Origin of the sequence: Staphylococcus sp. T93, from assembly GCF_016743875.1 — a bacterium.
Lineage (GTDB): Bacteria > Bacillota > Bacilli > Staphylococcales > Staphylococcaceae > Staphylococcus > Staphylococcus aureus.
The window spans coordinates 515224-531139 of the sequence record NZ_CP068247.1 but is presented as its reverse complement, the minus strand read 5'-3'; the positions used below and the strand labels follow the sequence as shown (position 1 = coordinate 531139).

At 32.5% G+C, this 15916-nt stretch carries 17 protein-coding genes; 4 read left to right on the top strand and 13 right to left on the bottom strand.

All coding sequences use genetic code 11. The features are described from left to right. Nucleotides 1-52: 52 nt before the first annotated feature. The 13 genes from JG553_RS02605 to JG553_RS02545 form a co-directional block, all read right to left on the bottom strand. Nucleotides 53-472 (bottom strand): DUF4064 domain-containing protein, encoded by a 420-nt coding sequence (locus tag JG553_RS02605; protein ID WP_001080462.1) that lies wholly within the window; start codon nucleotides 470-472, stop codon nucleotides 53-55. A 282-nt stretch (nucleotides 473-754) separates the two neighbouring features. Then, nucleotides 755-1774 carry a lipoteichoic acid stability factor AuxB gene (gene auxB / locus JG553_RS02600; protein WP_000145499.1) on the bottom strand — a complete coding sequence of 340 codons (1020 nt, stop codon included), beginning with the start codon at nucleotides 1772-1774 and terminating at the stop codon, nucleotides 755-757. A gap of 73 nt (nucleotides 1775-1847) precedes the next feature. Beyond that, nucleotides 1848-2921 carry an ABC transporter substrate-binding protein gene (locus JG553_RS02595; RefSeq protein WP_000819690.1) on the bottom strand — a complete coding sequence of 358 codons (1074 nt, stop codon included), beginning with the start codon at nucleotides 2919-2921 and terminating at the stop codon, nucleotides 1848-1850. After that, entirely contained in the window at nucleotides 2921-3730 is an 810-nt protein-coding gene (locus JG553_RS02590) for an ABC transporter permease (protein ID WP_000872393.1), read from the bottom strand. The genes JG553_RS02595 and JG553_RS02590 overlap by 1 nt, the downstream gene beginning before the upstream one ends. A gap of 5 nt (nucleotides 3731-3735) precedes the next feature. Further along, nucleotides 3736-4533, bottom strand: a complete 798-nt coding sequence (locus tag JG553_RS02585; protein WP_001246561.1) for an ABC transporter permease — start codon at nucleotides 4531-4533, stop codon at nucleotides 3736-3738. Continuing rightward, complete coding sequence (locus JG553_RS02580; protein ID WP_000433551.1) at nucleotides 4526-5620, bottom strand: ABC transporter ATP-binding protein; 1095 nt, start codon at nucleotides 5618-5620, stop codon at nucleotides 4526-4528. Before JG553_RS02580 ends, JG553_RS02585 begins: the two co-directional genes overlap by 8 nt. Nucleotides 5621-5632: 12 nt before the next feature. Then, nucleotides 5633-6172, bottom strand: a complete 540-nt coding sequence (locus tag JG553_RS02575; protein WP_001020625.1) for a helix-turn-helix domain-containing protein — start codon at nucleotides 6170-6172, stop codon at nucleotides 5633-5635. 143 nt (nucleotides 6173-6315) lie between these two features. After that, nucleotides 6316-6591, bottom strand: a complete 276-nt coding sequence (locus JG553_RS02570; RefSeq protein ID WP_000455597.1) for a UPF0223 family protein — start codon at nucleotides 6589-6591, stop codon at nucleotides 6316-6318. Between the two features lie 167 nt (nucleotides 6592-6758). After that, a complete protein-coding gene (lpdA, locus tag JG553_RS02565; RefSeq protein WP_000260120.1) occupies nucleotides 6759-8165 on the bottom strand; it encodes a dihydrolipoyl dehydrogenase in 1407 nt (468 codons plus the stop codon). 3 nt (nucleotides 8166-8168) lie between these two features. Beyond that, complete coding sequence (locus JG553_RS02560; protein ID WP_000863431.1) at nucleotides 8169-9461, bottom strand: dihydrolipoamide acetyltransferase family protein; 1293 nt, start codon at nucleotides 9459-9461, stop codon at nucleotides 8169-8171. 90 nt (nucleotides 9462-9551) lie between these two features. Further along, complete coding sequence (locus JG553_RS02555) at nucleotides 9552-10529, bottom strand: alpha-ketoacid dehydrogenase subunit beta (protein WP_000068176.1); 978 nt, start codon at nucleotides 10527-10529, stop codon at nucleotides 9552-9554. Between the two features lie 3 nt (nucleotides 10530-10532). Further along, nucleotides 10533-11645, bottom strand: a complete 1113-nt coding sequence (pdhA, locus tag JG553_RS02550) for a pyruvate dehydrogenase (acetyl-transferring) E1 component subunit alpha (RefSeq protein WP_000035320.1) — start codon at nucleotides 11643-11645, stop codon at nucleotides 10533-10535. 170 nt (nucleotides 11646-11815) lie between these two features. Then, nucleotides 11816-12442 carry a YkyA family protein gene (locus tag JG553_RS02545; RefSeq protein WP_000668339.1) on the bottom strand — a complete coding sequence of 209 codons (627 nt, stop codon included), beginning with the start codon at nucleotides 12440-12442 and terminating at the stop codon, nucleotides 11816-11818. 364 nt (nucleotides 12443-12806) lie between these two features. On the opposite strand from JG553_RS02545, the gene def reads away from it, so the two are divergent. The 4 genes from def to rnjA all read left to right on the top strand — a co-directional run bounded on the left by def (nucleotide 12807) and on the right by rnjA (nucleotide 15754). After that, nucleotides 12807-13358 carry a peptide deformylase gene (def, locus tag JG553_RS02540; RefSeq protein WP_000957036.1) on the top strand — a complete coding sequence of 184 codons (552 nt, stop codon included), beginning with the start codon at nucleotides 12807-12809 and terminating at the stop codon, nucleotides 13356-13358. 329 nt (nucleotides 13359-13687) lie between these two features. Continuing rightward, nucleotides 13688-13810, top strand: coding sequence for a hypothetical protein (locus JG553_RS02535; RefSeq protein WP_001788599.1), 123 nt, complete (start codon nucleotides 13688-13690; stop codon nucleotides 13808-13810). Nucleotides 13811-13838: 28 nt separating this feature from the next. After that, nucleotides 13839-14057, top strand: coding sequence for a DNA-dependent RNA polymerase subunit epsilon (locus JG553_RS02530; protein ID WP_000257888.1), 219 nt, complete (start codon nucleotides 13839-13841; stop codon nucleotides 14055-14057). Beyond that, nucleotides 14057-15754: a ribonuclease J1 gene (rnjA, locus tag JG553_RS02525; protein ID WP_000811375.1), complete on the top strand. Its 1698-nt coding sequence runs from the start codon at nucleotides 14057-14059 to the stop codon at nucleotides 15752-15754. The genes JG553_RS02530 and rnjA overlap by 1 nt, the downstream gene beginning before the upstream one ends. Nucleotides 15755-15916 lie beyond the last annotated feature (162 nt).

Here is a 15916-nt window from a genome sequence, read left to right as displayed (position 1 = left end):
CTAATAATTAACAACTTAACATTTTAATGGTTTTTCTTTTGCTATGAACATATTAATGATAAATATACTCATCGTCCTTATGTGTTGTTTCTTTTGATTCTTTTTTAGAAATCAACATAATCATCACGATAACCCATAAGACAATTGCAATTAAATTAAGAGCCATCAAACTTACAATTATCGCGATAACAAAAAGTATAATCGATAATTTTCTACGTCCTTTAATACAAATTGTCGCAAATATACCATAAAGTGTTGAAATTAATAAAATAATTGCTAATGCACCCATTGTTGTCTGAAGCATATCTAAAGAAACCTTGCCACCGTTCTGAGATAATTGCTTCGCTAATTCTTCACGTTGTGATGCATTACCACTTTTTAAAGAAAAATAGGATAGCCCCATAACTAATAAATAAATAATACTAATACTATTTGCAATCCAAGCCATGATTAATTCAGGTTTTCTATTCATCTTAAAATCCTTTCTTTGTTTAATATTTTAATAAGTATACTACGAGCCTATAGATATACGCACATTAAATTACTTGTATATTAACATATTTTTCATCTAATTTTTATAATAAACATCTGAATTCAGATTGATGATAATTTAGGTGTATAGTAATGAGAAATCGTCATTTAAAATTATGACACCTAAACACTTTAATTAAACGTTATCGATAATTAACCTCATATAAAAACCCAGATTAATAAGCAAAAGACCTCTGCTTACTAATCTGGGTATCATCAATATTTATTCTTGCTCTTTTTTGTCCTTAACTTCACTTGAATTGCGTTCTTCAGAAATATCATTGTTGTAAATTTGACGTCGCTCTTCAAAATTCATTCGACGTTGACTAACTGCGCTAGGTTGATTTTTCCTACGTTCTTTCATTCGTTGGTTATAAGCTTTACGTTTTTCTTTTTTCTTAGCTTTAATTTCAGCTTTTTCTCGCTTTTGTTGTGCTTTCAATTCTTTTGGATCAACTTCAGGTTCTGCATAATAACCATCATCTTCAATACCTAGTTCTTCAGTACTTTTTTGTTTGTATTTAGCCTGTCTGGATAATACTGATGGTTCTTCCTCAGTGCGCTCATCATGATTATATTCACTTTCAACTGCACGTTTAGGAAATTGATCATATTTATCTCTTTCCTGTTCTTGATCATATACAGTATTTGATTTATCCAATTCTTTTTCATATTTAGGCACATCATAATAATCATCTTTCGGTTGGGGGCGCTCATACACAGGTTCACGATAATCATAAATCGGTCCGTTATACTCTTCATAATATTGTGGCGCAACCATTTCAACTTTATCTTTTCTTATAAATAGCATCATCGCAATAATAAAGAATAATATCGGAATGATTAAAGTAACGATAAGTAAAACTAAAGGAATCGTTACAATTGCTGATATTAAGAATAAGAAACCTGACAAGATTCTTATATTCATAGATATGAGAGCTAAAAATGAAATCAACAAACAAACAATAAAGTAAACGATAATAGCCCATATACCATTTTGTAACCATATTACAAATTGTGTTGTATTATAGCCATTTCCAGCTAATAATTGCTGGATAAATGCATTATTGTTTAATGTATTTTCAAGATTAGCAATCGATGTGTTATTACTGAATGAAACAAGTGCTATAAACATCGTAATGACAGTAAGCACTAATAACATCACCCAACATAACCAACCTAGAACTTTTTCAGTTAATCTACTTACTGGACGTTTAATTTGAGTAAATTGTTCTCCAGTCATTCGTTACAACTCCTTATAGTACTTATCCCGTTATTATAACTAAATATACAGTAAATAACTACTATTTATGATTTTATTTTAATGACATTTTGAAATTCAAAAAGTTTTCATTGTATTCACTTAAAACTTCAGGTCCTAAATCTTTATAAACTTCAAGGCGTTCTTGCTCTTTCTTAGTCGGATAAAAACGATGGTCGTCTTTAATCTCTTTAGGCAACAATTGTCGAGCAGCCTTGTTTGGCGTTGCATAGCCTACGAATTCTGTATTTTGCTTGTTATTTTTAGCATCTAATAAAAAATTCATAAATTTATATGCACCCTCTTTATTTTGTGCCGTTTTTGGAATTACCATATTGTCGAACCATAAATTCGATCCTTCTTTAGGAATAACATAATTATATTTATCCCCTTCTTGCACTAGAGGTGCTGCAACACCACTCCAAACAACCGCTATGTTACCTTCATTTTGTTGAAGCATCATGGTAATTTCATCACCTACGACACCTCTTACTTGTGGTGCTAGTTTGGTTAAATCTCGCTCTGCTTCTTTTAAATGGTGCGAATTACGGTCATTAAGATTATACCCAAGTTTATTCAAACTCATGCCTATAATCTCTCTAGCACCGTCAACTAGTAAAATTTGGTTTTTAAATTTAGGATTATACAATGACTTCCAACTATCAAATGATTCATTTGGATACTTTTCTTTATTATATAAAATACCTACAGTTCCAAAGAAATAAGGTAAAGAATATTTATTGCCTCTATCAAATGACATATTCATATAATCTGAATCTAAATTTTTAATATTAGGTACCTTATTATGATCTATTGGTAACAATAAATGATCTCTTTTCAATTTTTGAACTGTATATTCACTAGGAAAAGCAACATCATAATGTGTACCGCCATTGCGAATTTTGGCTTCCATCGCTTCATTTGAATCGAAAGTTTCATAAACGACTTGAATGCCAGTTTCTTTTTCAAATTTCTTAATTAACTCTGGATCAATATATTCGCCCCAATTGTATACGTAAATTTTTTGATTTGTATGCACTTGTTCTTTAGATTTAAACCAATGACTTAAAGTAAGACAAAGCATACCCACAACTAATGCACCTATAATGAGTTGTAAAAATCGTTTCATTATTTTACACCTCGCTTGATTAGTTTTTTCTTATTTATCACGTATTGAATCAAATAATATCCTAGTATTCCTAATACAATAACAGCAAACAATAATGTTGAAATCGCATTAATTTCCATACTAATTCCTTTTCTCGCCATAGCATAAACTTTAACTGATAACACACTAAAGCCATTACCAGTAACGAAGAAACTTACTGTGAAATCGTCTAGTGAATAAGTTAAAGCCATAAAGAATCCTCCTATAATAGAAGGTAAAATATTAGGAATAATAATGTTGCTTAATAATTGTGGTTCAGTCGCTCCTAAATCTCTTGCAGCATTTAACATATTATTATTCATTTCATACAGTTGTGGTAAGACGATAATCACAACTATAGGTATGCAAAATGCAATATGAGATATTAGAACTGTCCAAAATCCTAAACCAAGACCAGTAAAATGGCCAATCGTTGTAAACATAATTAAGAATGATGCACCTATGACAACGTCGGATGATACCATCAAGACATTATTCAATGTTAGTAAAGTTACTTTAAACTTTTTATTTCTTAAATAATAAATAGCAATGGCACCAAATGTACCAATAACTGTAGAAATTGAGGCTGCTAAAAGTGCTACAGCTATCGTATTAAAAATGACCGACATTAAATGATCATTTTGAAATAATGATTGATAATGCTCTAATGTAAAATGTTCAAAGTGAATCATATTACCAGCCGAATTGAATGAATAGAACATTAAAAAGAATATTGGGATGTATAAAATCGCTAAAAGTATCCCGATATACAGCTTTCCATACCATTTCATATGATTCACCCTCTCCCATTAGATGATTTTGTAATGATTAAAATGAATGCCATAAATACAATTAAGAATATAGCTATAGTTGATCCCATACCATAATTTTGAATTGTTAAAAATTGTTCCTCTATTGCCGTACCTATATTTATGACTTTATTACCTGCAATTAATCTTGTAATCATAAATAATGAAAGTGATGGAATAAAGGTTACTTGAATCCCAGTCATAACACCTTCTTTTGTTAACGGCATGATTACTTTTCTAAAAGTATAGAAAGGACTGGCACCTAAATCACTTGAGGCCTGCAATAAATTATTAGGAATTGCTTTCATGCTATTAAATATAGGTAAAATCATAAATGGTATATAAATGTAACTTGCCACTACTAAAAACGCACCAGTTGTAAATAACAAATTGAATGATGGTAAATTAAATAAGTGGAAAAATTGATTAATCACGCCATCATGACTTAATAAACCTATAAAAGCATATGTCTTTAACAATAAATTTATCCATGTTGGAATAATCATTATCATTAATAAGATATTTTGAAATTTCGAACGAGTAATATAATAGGCAGCTGGATAACTGATAGTCAAGGTAATAATTGTTATTGAAGCGGCATATAAAATTGAATATGCAAACATTTTCAAATATTTTGTAGTAAAAATTTGTTGATAATTCGTGAAACTAAAATGTCCATTGATATCTAAAAATGAAAAATAAATGAGTAATACAACTGGTACAATAATAAATATAACCATCCATAGTAAATACGGGATTAAGAGAAATTTATTAGTATTACGCATTGTCTACTTCCTCATAGCTTTCAATACGTTTATCAAATTCTTCTTCTGTTTCTCCAGGAACCATAATATGAATGGCTTCAGGATCAAAATAAAGACCAACTTCACTGCCTACTTCAGCTTTTTTAGTCGTTTGTATTACCCATTCATAACCTTTATTGTCTATACAACATATTTCATAGTGGACCCCTCTAAATAACATAGAATCAACAGTTGCTTTAAATAATCCTTCTTCAGCTTTGATTAATGATATATCTTCTGGTCGAATAACGACTTCTACTTTTTTATTTTCAGGAATACCCATATCGACACATTCGAAATCTTGCCCATAAATATTCACGACATAATCTCTAACCATGCGCCCTTCAACAATATTAGATTCTCCAATAAAATCAGCTACAAATCGATTCACTGGTTCGTCATATATATCTGTTGGTGTGCCAAATTGTTGAATTTTCCCATCTTTTAATACAAAAAGAAAGTCACTTAATGCTAACGCTTCTTCTTGATCATGTGTTACAAATATAAATGTAATACCTAATCTAGATTGCAATTCTCGTAATTCATATTGCATTTCAGTACGCAATTTCAAATCTAATGCGGATAAAGATTCATCTAACAATAATATTTCTGGTTCATTTACGATAGCACGTGCAATTGCAACACGTTGCTTTTGTCCGCCACTCATTTCATTAATATTTCTTTTTTCATAACCTGAAAGTTTTACTAATTTTAATGCCTCAGTTACTTTTTGATCAATTTCGGTTTTTGATAATTTTTTTAATTTCAAACCAAAAGCGATATTATCATAGACGTTTAAGTGTGGAAATAATGCATAATCTTGAAAGACTGTATTCACTTTACGTTTATTTGGTGGTAAATTACCAATTGGTTTGTTTTGATAAATCACTTCACCACTGTCAGGATATTCAAACCCTGCAATTAATTTTAAAATTGTTGTTTTACCACAACCTGAAGGACCTAATAATGTATAAAAGTATCCTGATTCAATATCAATATCTATGTCATCTAAGATATTAAGATCATCATAGCTTTTACTAACTGATTTTAATGATAATAACGGTTCCAAATAAGATCCCCCCTATAAATATGAAGCTGTCGCTACAATAAGTATTCGTGTTTCATTGTTTGATTCGTTTGACAAACGATGATTATCTCGTGCTTTAAAATACAAAACGTCTTCTTCTTGTGCTTGATATATCTCTTTGCCTAAATTAAGTGTTATCTGACCTGACATACAATAAATAAACGTATCAGACTCTGATGGATTAAAATTTTTATATGATGCTCCAGGCTTTAAAGTTAATATTAATGGCTCCATATCATATTCATTTGACTTTGAAACTAACCAATTTAATATATAACCTTCATCATACTCATCATAAATAACTTGTTCTTCCTTCTTGTATAATACTTTTTCATTTTCACTGTCTTTAAAAAATTCACTTGGCGTCGTTCCTAACACCTCTATAATATTTAAGAAAGTTTCCATACTTGGTGAGGCATGTTCACTTTCTATTTGTGAAATGTAGCCTTTCGATAAGTCTGTACGTTCAGCAAGTTCTTCTTGCGTTAAATTTTTAATTCTTCTAAGATTTTTAATTTTATTACCTATGTTCATTTATTTTTCCACCTAAAAAAGCTATATTAAGTTTACTTTTATCAAACATTTTGTTTAACACTTGATAAAGGTATCAAAATATAGCTTTATTAGCAATAGTTTTAAAGAAAAATTCCTATTAAATTGTGTTAATTTCGAACGAATTATTTTTTAGCTGTTACTCTTTGTTCTTCAGAGTGAGTTTTTACATCTTGAACTGCTTTGTAACTATTATAGCCACTACTTTTTTCGAAAGTATTAAAAATTTGTTTTTCCTCTGCTTTAGCAGGCACAATTTCTTTAAATCTTTTATATGCACCCATAAAGTCGCCTGCCGTCACGCCGGATTCATAATACTTCTCTACATGATTAAAGAAATTTATCACTGAAATCATCTCTTCATTACTCCAGTCTAAATCAATTGGATACTCATATTCCATTGTTGAACCCTCCATTTCAATTCTTTTATTAGCATCGCTAGTATAACATGCATGTCACATGTTAACGATATCTCAAATCAATTTCCTTACATTACTTTACCTAAAACAAAAAAGCCGTAGCATATGCTACAGCTTTTAATGACTGAATCTTTATAGATAATCAGTTATTACATTGTATGGATTGGGTATCCGATAGCTTTTTCTGCTGCTTCCATAGTCATCTCACCTAATGTTGGATGTGCATGGATTGTTAATGCGATATCTTCAGCATTCATACCAGCTTCAATTGCTAAACCTAATTCAGAGATAATATCTGATGCACCAGTACCAACTACTTGAGCACCGATTAAAGTATCATCTTCTTTAAGTGTAATAAGTTTAACAAATCCGTTAGTATCATCTAATGATAATGCACGACCATTTGCTGCATATGGGAATTTAGAAGCTTTAATTGCTAAACCTTCTTCTTTAGCTTGCGCTTCTGAATAACCAACTGTAGCTAATTCTGGTTCAGTAAAGCATACTGCTGGCATACCAATGTAATCAACTTCAGCAGCTTGACCATCAATTGCTTCAGCAGCAACTTTAGCTTCATAGCTAGCTTTGTGAGCAAGTGGTAAACCTGGAACGATATCACCAATTGCATAGATATTGCTGATAGACGTACGGCTTTGTTTATCAACTTCTAATAATCCACGGTCAGCGAATTTAACACCTAATTCTTCTAGGCCTAATTCGTCTGTGTTTGGACGACGACCTACAGTTACTAATACATAATCAGCTTCGATTGTTTTCTCTTCGCCTTTAGCTTCATAAGTAACTTTAACTCCGTTATCTGTTTCTTCAGCTGATTTAGCCATAGCTTCAGTAACGATTTCAACACCTTTTTCTTTCATACCTTTTTTAACAGGTTGTGTCATTTGTTTTTCGAAGCCACCTAAGATATCTTTAGCACCTTCAAGGATGGTTACTTCTGAACCAAAGTTAGCAAATGCTGTACCTAATTCTGATCCAATGTATCCTCCACCAACTACAACTAATTTACCTGGTACTTCTTGTAAGTTTAAAGCACCTGTTGAGTCGATAACACGTTTACCGAATTTGAAATTAGGAATTTCAATTGGTCTTGAACCTGTTGCAATGATTGCATTTTTAAAGTTGTATGTTTGTGCGCTCTTTTCGTCCATAACACGTAAGCTATTGTTATCTACGAAATATGCTTCACCTTTAACGATGTTAACTTTGTTACCTTTAAGTAAGCTTTCAACACCACCAGTTAATTTATTAACAACTGATGATTTGAATTCTTGAACTTTTTGGAAGTTTAAAGAAACACTTTCAGCAATAACACCTAAGTTTTCAGAATGTTGTGCTTCAACAAAACGGTGAGAAGCATGTAGTAATGCTTTTGAAGGAATACATCCTACGTTTAAGCAAACACCACCAAGATTACCTTTCTCAACGATTGTTACTTTTTGTCCTAATTGAGCTGCACGAATTGCTGCAACGTATCCACCAGGACCTGCTCCGATTACTATAGTATCTGTTTCAATTGGGAAATCTCCAACTACCATGTTTTACCCCTCCATTAATAATAATTCTGGATTATTTAATAAACGTTTAATGTGATTCATTGCATTTTGGCCAGTTGCACCATCAATTTGTCTGTGGTCAAAGCTTAATGATAATGCTAATACTGGTGCTGCAACAATTTCTCCATCTTTAACGATAGGTTTTTGAGCAATACGGCCAATTCCTAAGATTGCTACTTCTGGGTGATTGATAACTGGAGTGAACCATTGTCCACCAGCTGAACCGATATTACTGATTGTGCATGTAGCACCTTTCATTTCATCGGCTGTTAATTTACCATCACGTGCTTTAACAGCTAATTCATTAATTTCATCTGAAATTTGGAAAATAGACTTACGATCAGCATGTTTAACAACAGGTACTAATAATCCTCTATCAGTGTCTGCTGCAATACCGATATTCCAGTAATGTTTATGAACGATTTCACCAGCTTCTTCATTGAATGAAGTGTTAAGTGCTGGGTATTTTTTCAATGCAGAAACAAGTGCTTTAACAACATAAGGTAAGAATGTTAACTTAGTACCTTGTTCAGCTGCGATTTCTTTAAATTTCTTACGGTGATCCCATAATGCTTGAACATCAATTTCATCCATTAATGTTACATGAGGTGCAGTATGCTTAGAGTTAACCATTGCTTTCGCAATTGCTCTACGCATAGCAGGGATTTTTTCAGTTGTTTCTGGGAAGTCGCCTTCTAATGTTACTGCTGCAGGTGCTGCAGGAGTTTCAGCAACTTCTTCACTTGTAGCTGAAGCAGCTGATTCATTTGAAGCTGTTGGTGCACCACCATTTAAGTATGCATCTACATCTTCTTTTGTAATACGACCATTTTTACCAGATCCAGAAACTGCTTTAATGTTAACACCTTTTTCACGTGCGTATTTACGTACTGAAGGCATTGCTTTAACAGTTCTGTTTTCATCTACTTCTTCAGTTTGAGTAGCTACAGGTGCTTGCTCTGCTGGCGCTTCCTCTTTCGCAGGTTCTTCTTTAGATGATGAATCATCATCATGACCTTTAAATTGCATATCTTCTGCATCAGGTGCATCGATTTTAACAATAACGTCACCAACTACAGCTACTGTACCTTCTTCTACCATAACTTCTTCTACAGTACCAGATGCTGGTGATGGGATTTCTACTACTGATTTATCGTTTTGTACCTCAGCTAAAACATCGTCTTCTTCAATAGTATCTCCAGCTTTAACAAACCATTTTACAATTTCACCTTCGTGGATACCTTCCCCGATATCGGGTAATCTAAATTCAAATGCCACGTTTTTGCCCTCCTAAGATTTCGTAAATTAAACATTTCATTTTAATCAATGAGACTAAAATACGCTAACTTCGTTAACTTTTAAAATGTATTAAAATTCTAAAGTTTCTTTTGCTTTTTCGATGATGTCATTTTTGTTTGGTAACCAAACATTTTCAGCTTGAGTGAATGGATAAATTGTATCTGCTGCTGCAACTCTTCCAATAGGTGCTTCTAATGAAAGGATTGCACGTTCACTTAATTCAGCTACAACTGCTGCACCAACACCAGCTTGACGTTGTGCTTCTTGAACTACAACTGCACGACCAGTTTTTTCAACTGAAGCTACAATTGTGTCAACATCGATTGGTTGAACAGTACGTAAGTCAATTACTTCAACAGAATAACCATCTTTTTCAAGTTCTTCTGCAGCTTTCATTGATTCTTGAACCATTGCACCGTATGTGATGATTGAAATGTCATTACCTTCTTTTTTCACATTAGCCTTACCAATGTCAATTGTATATTCTTCTTCAGGTACTTCTTCACGGAATGAACGATACAATTTCATATGCTCTAAGTATACGACTGGGTCATTACTTCTAATAGAAGAAATTAATAAACCTTTCGCATCGTATGGGCCTGAAGGAATAACAACCTTTAGACCTGGAGATTGAGCTAAAATACCTTCTAAGTTATCTGCGTGTAATTCTGGTGTGTGTACGCCACCACCAAATGGGCTACGAATTGTTACAGGTGCAGTTTTAGTACCGCCTGAACGGAAACGAGTACGTGCAATTTGTCCAGCAATCGCATCAAATACTTCGAATACGAAACCTAAGAATTGTACTTCCATAACCGGACGGAATCCTTCAACTGCAAGACCCATCGCTAAACCACCAATACCTGATTCAGCTAAAGGTGTATCGAATACTCTATCTTCACCAAATTCTTTTTGTAGTCCTTCAGTAACACGGAAAACACCGCCGTTAACACCAACGTCTTCACCAAAAATTAAAACATCTTGGTCATTTTTAAGTTCAGTTTTAAGCGCATCATTAATCGCTTGAACCATTGTCATTTGTGCCATGGCTTACTTCGACTCCTTCTCTTTGTAAATTTCATATTGTTCTGCTAAGTTTTGAGGCATATCTTCATACATAATTTCCATTAGAGAAGTAACAGTTTGTTTTTCAGTGTTATCAGCCTCTTTAATTGCTGCTTTAATATCAGCTTTTGCACGTTCAATAACTTCATTTTCTTTGTCTTCATTCCATAAACCTTTGTTTTCAAGGAATTTACGGAAACGTACTAATGGGTCTTTTTTCTCCCATTCAGCATCTTCGTCTGAAGTTCTGTAACGAGTTGGATCGTCACCAGCCATTGTATGAGGACCATAACGATATGTCATAGTTTCAATTAATGTTGGACCTTCACCTGCAACTGCGCGGTCACGTGCTTCTTTAGTTGCTTGATATACAGCTAACGCATCCATACCATCAACTTGGATACCAGGAATACCTACAGCAATTGCTTTTTGAGCTAATGTTTCAGCAGCAGTTTGCTTGCTTCTTGGTGTTGAAATTGCATAGTTATTGTTTTGAATAACGAAAATTGCAGGTGCTTTATAAGCTGCTGCAAAGTTAATACCTTCGTAGAAATCACCTTGTGAAGAACCACCGTCACCAGTGTAAGTGATTGCAACTGCATTTTTACCACGTTTTTTAAGTGCAAATGCAACACCAGCAGCTTGAATGTATTGTGCACCGATAATAATTTGTGGGCTTAATGCATTAACGCCTTCAGGGAATTGATTTCCTTTGAAGTGACCTCTTGAGAATAAGAAAGCTTCAGTTAATGGTAAACCATGCCAAATAATTTGAGGAACATCTCTGTATCCCGGTAAAATGTAATCTTCTTTTTCTAAAGCGTATTGTGACGCTAATTGTGATGCTTCTTGACCAGCAGTTGGTGCATAGAAACCTAAACGTCCTTGTCTGTTTAATGAGATAGAACGTTGATCAAGGATACGAGTCCATACCATTCTTTCCATTAATTCCACTAATTGTTCATCCGTAAGATCAGGTACTAAGTCTTCATTTACGACGTTACCATTCTCATCCAAAATTTGAACCATTTCAAATTTCGATTGAGTATCATTTAAAACTTTTACTGCATCGAATTGGGCTTGTAACTTAGGAGCCATTCAATTCACCATACCTTTCCCATAATTGTATAGAAATTCATTTTATCCTTACTAATTGTACCACAAATAAATGGGACTGTTAAACCATTTGAAAAAGTTCTGTTTTAATAAAAAAAGATACAGATAATAGGAACTGTATTAGTTGTTTCCTACCATCTGTATTATATTAATTATTTAAATTGATCAACGTCTTGCTTTTCTTTACCAACCTTATTTAGTACTTTTGTATACTTATCTGATACTTCTTTTAACTTTTTATAGTTCTGTTCTATTGCTTTTGATTTTTCGTTAACACCTTGTTGTGTCGCGTCATTTTGATTTAAATATTTAAATAATGTTTTCTCTGAGTTTACAGCCTTTTTATATGCTTTCGCGTAATCACTGTGTAACTTATATTTTTCTTTTAATACATCATCTAATTGTTTTACTTCTTTACGTTTAACATCATTATCAATGTTATCAACGTGACTTTTTGCTTTCTTAAAGTCTTGTTCAGACTTCTTAATTGCGTCTTCTTCTTTTTCAAATTCCTTTAGACGATCATCGGCATTTTTAATTAAATCCTTTACTGCTTTACCGCGAACTGCTGTATCTTTACTATTGACATCTTCAGTTAATTTTTTCTTTTTCTCATCTAATTCAGCAATTTTCTTACCAACAGTTTTAATTGGTTCTTCATCATCTTTAATTTTATCCACTTGCTTTAAATATGCCTTAATTTCTTTTTTATCCGTAGTACATCCTGCAAGCAAGACACTAGATGCTAATACTACTGCGATTGTTTTTCCAAATTTCATTACTTGTACCTCCACTTGCTATTTAAATTAAATGATAAATAAAATCTGCTTGGAAATCAATTTTAAACAATTACATTACACATCTTCATTACTAAGTATATCTGTTGACAGTTACGTCATTTATAATATAATTTTTAAAGTCAAGATGATAAATAAATTTCTAAAGTATCATTGCTTGAAACCAACACTTTAATCATTTTTTAAGCAATTAGCATATCTGAAAATTTACATATACTATCTAAAATAAACATTGGCAGTAGTTGGTTAACTTTGTAGATATTTACACATAAAAATGTATGAGTATCTTAACAACCTTTTTACTGTCATTCAACTAAAACAAATTAAAATAAGGAAGGTGCAATATATGTTAACAATGAAAGACATCATTAGAGATGGTCATCCAACTTTGCGTCAAAAAGCAGCTGAGTTAGAATTACCATTAACTAAAGAAGAAAAAGAAACATTAATCGCCATGAGAGAGTTTTTAGTAAATAGTCAAGATGAGGAAATCGCGAAACGATATGGTTTACGTTCAGGCGTTGGTTTGGCTGCACCTCAAATTAATATTTCTAAACGTATGATTGCTGTTTTAATACCAGATGATGGCAGTGGCAAATCTTATGACTATATGCTTGTGAACCCAAAAATTGTAAGTCATAGCGTTCAAGAAGCTTATTTACCAACTGGTGAAGGTTGCCTTAGTGTCGATGATAATGTTGCTGGTCTAGTTCACCGTCATAATAGAATTACAATTAAAGCCAAAGACATCGAAGGTAATGATATACAATTACGACTAAAAGGATATCCAGCAATTGTTTTCCAACATGAAATTGACCATTTAAATGGTGTAATGTTCTATGATCACATTGACAAAGATCACCCATTACAACCACATACAGATGCAGTAGAAGTTTAAAACACATTTTTCTAATTATCAAAGCTTAGGATAAATATGATGTCCTAAGCTTTTCCTTTTACAACTTTTTCGAATAAACAACAGTTAAATATATTCACCTTTCTACCAAACTTTTTATCCCCTCATTTAAATTTTACCGTTTCATATAAAATCCTTTAATTCTTTCTTAACATTAATTTATAATCTCTACATTTATTTTAATAAATAGAACTGCACATTTATTCGAAATACTTAGATTTCTAGTGAGATAAACTGCTTTATTTATTATCATTCATCATGTAAAATAAGATTTAACTGAAATTTTAGTGTTATTTCACTAATTTTTTAAAATGAACGACATGATGAACCTAGTTATTAACCAAATCGTTATTAAGTTACATTATAGAGATGATTGGAATGAATTTATCGATATATACTCCAATACGATTTTACTAGGGTTAACAATAAATTAAACAAACATTCTTAGGAGGAATTTTTAACATGGCAGTATTTAAAGTTTTTTATCAACATAACAGAGACGAGGTAATTGTGCGTGAAAATACACAATCACTTTATGTTGAAGCTCAAACAGAAGAACAAGTACGTCGTTACTTGAAAGATCGTAATTTTAATATCGAATTTATCACTAAATTAGAGGGCGCACATTTAGATTACGAAAAAGAAAACTCAGAACACTTTAATGTGGAGATTGCTAAATAATGAAACAATTACATCCAAATGAAGTAGGTGTATATGCACTTGGAGGTCTAGGTGAAATCGGTAAAAATACTTATGCAGTTGAGTATAAAGACGAAATTGTCATTATCGATGCAGGTATCAAATTCCCTGATGATAACTTATTAGGGATTGATTATGTTATACCTGACTACACATATCTAGTTCAAAACCAAGATAAAATTGTTGGCCTATTTATAACACATGGTCACGAAGACCATATAGGCGGTGTGCCCTTCCTATTAAAACAACTTAATATACCTATTTATGGTGGTCCTTTAGCATTAGGTTTAATCCGTAATAAACTTGAAGAACATCATTTATTACGTACTGCTAAACTAAATGAAATCAATGAGGACAGTGTGATTAAATCTAAGCACTTTACGATTTCTTTCTACTTAACTACACATAGTATTCCTGAAACTTATGGCGTCATCGTAGATACACCTGAAGGAAAAGTAGTTCATACCGGTGACTTTAAATTTGATTTTACACCTGTAGGCAAACCAGCAAACATTGCTAAAATGGCTCAATTAGGCGAAGAAGGCGTTCTATGTTTACTTTCAGACTCAACAAATTCACTTGTGCCTGATTTTACTTTAAGCGAACGTGAAGTTGGTCAAAACGTAGATAAGATCTTCCGTAATTGTAAAGGTCGTATTATATTTGCTACCTTCGCTTCTAATATTTACCGAGTTCAACAAGCAGTTGAAGCTGCTATCAAAAATAACCGTAAAATTGTTACGTTCGGTCGTTCGATGGAAAACAATATTAAAATAGGTATGGAACTTGGTTATATTAAAGCACCACCTGAAACATTTATTGAACCTAATAAAATTAATACCGTACCGAAGCATGAGTTATTGATACTATGTACTGGTTCACAAGGTGAACCAATGGCAGCATTATCTAGAATTGCTAATGGTACTCATAAGCAAATTAAAATTATACCTGAAGATACCGTTGTATTTAGTTCATCACCTATCCCAGGTAATACAAAAAGTATTAACAGAACTATTAATTCCTTGTATAAAGCTGGTGCAGATGTTATCCATAGCAAGATTTCTAACATCCATACTTCAGGGCATGGTTCTCAAGGTGATCAACAATTAATGCTTCGATTAATCAAGCCGAAATATTTCTTACCTATTCATGGTGAATACCGTATGTTAAAAGCACATGGTGAGACTGGTGTTGAATGCGGCGTTGAAGAAGATAATGTCTTCATCTTTGATATTGGAGATGTCTTAGCTTTAACACACGATTCAGCACGTAAAGCTGGTCGCATTCCATCTGGTAATGTACTTGTTGATGGTAGTGGTATCGGTGATATCGGTAATGTTGTAATAAGAGACCGTAAGCTATTATCTGAAGAAGGTTTAGTTATCGTTGTTGTTAGTATTGATTTTAATACAAATAAATTACTTTCTGGTCCAGACATTATTTCTCGAGGATTTGTATATATGAGGGAATCAGGTCAATTAATTTATGATGCACAACGCAAAATCAAAACTGATGTTATTAGTAAGTTAAATCAAAATAAAGATATTCAATGGCATCAGATTAAATCTTCTATCATTGAAACATTACAACCTTATTTATTTGAAAAAACAGCTAGAAAACCAATGATTTTACCAGTCATTATGAAGGTAAACGAACAAAAAGAATCAAACAATAAATAATCAAAAAGCTACTAACTTTGAAGTGAAGTTTTAATTAAACTCACCACCCATTGTTAGTAGCTTTTTCTTTATATATGATGAGCTTGAGACATAAATCAATGTTCAATGCTCTACAAAGTTATATTGGCAGTAGTTGACTGAACGAAAATGCGCTTGTAACAA

Bases quoted from the DNA above. Each gene is read 5' to 3' on its own strand.
- JG553_RS02545 (WP_000668339.1), bottom strand. From the start codon at position 12,442: ATGAAATTTGGAAAAACAATCGCAGTAGTATTAGCATCTAGTGTCTTG.
- rnjA (WP_000811375.1), top strand. From the start codon at position 14,057: ATGAAACAATTACATCCAAATGAAGTAGGTGTATATGCACTTGGAGGT.
- JG553_RS02530 (WP_000257888.1), top strand. From the start codon at position 13,839: ATGGCAGTATTTAAAGTTTTTTATCAACATAACAGAGACGAGGTAATT.
- JG553_RS02555 (WP_000068176.1), bottom strand. From the start codon at position 10,529: ATGGCACAAATGACAATGGTTCAAGCGATTAATGATGCGCTTAAAACT.
- JG553_RS02595 (WP_000819690.1), bottom strand. From the start codon at position 2,921: ATGAAACGATTTTTACAACTCATTATAGGTGCATTAGTTGTGGGTATG.
- auxB (WP_000145499.1), bottom strand. From the start codon at position 1,774: ATGACTGGAGAACAATTTACTCAAATTAAACGTCCAGTAAGTAGATTA.
- JG553_RS02570 (WP_000455597.1), bottom strand. From the start codon at position 6,591: ATGGAATATGAGTATCCAATTGATTTAGACTGGAGTAATGAAGAGATG.
- lpdA (WP_000260120.1), bottom strand. From the start codon at position 8,165: ATGGTAGTTGGAGATTTCCCAATTGAAACAGATACTATAGTAATCGGA.
- JG553_RS02590 (WP_000872393.1), bottom strand. From the start codon at position 3,730: ATGAAATGGTATGGAAAGCTGTATATCGGGATACTTTTAGCGATTTTA.
- JG553_RS02535 (WP_001788599.1), top strand. From the start codon at position 13,688: ATGAACGACATGATGAACCTAGTTATTAACCAAATCGTTATTAAGTTA.
- pdhA (WP_000035320.1), bottom strand. From the start codon at position 11,645: ATGGCTCCTAAGTTACAAGCCCAATTCGATGCAGTAAAAGTTTTAAAT.
- JG553_RS02585 (WP_001246561.1), bottom strand. From the start codon at position 4,533: ATGCGTAATACTAATAAATTTCTCTTAATCCCGTATTTACTATGGATG.
- JG553_RS02575 (WP_001020625.1), bottom strand. From the start codon at position 6,172: ATGAACATAGGTAATAAAATTAAAAATCTTAGAAGAATTAAAAATTTA.
- JG553_RS02605 (WP_001080462.1), bottom strand. From the start codon at position 472: ATGAATAGAAAACCTGAATTAATCATGGCTTGGATTGCAAATAGTATT.
- def (WP_000957036.1), top strand. From the start codon at position 12,807: ATGTTAACAATGAAAGACATCATTAGAGATGGTCATCCAACTTTGCGT.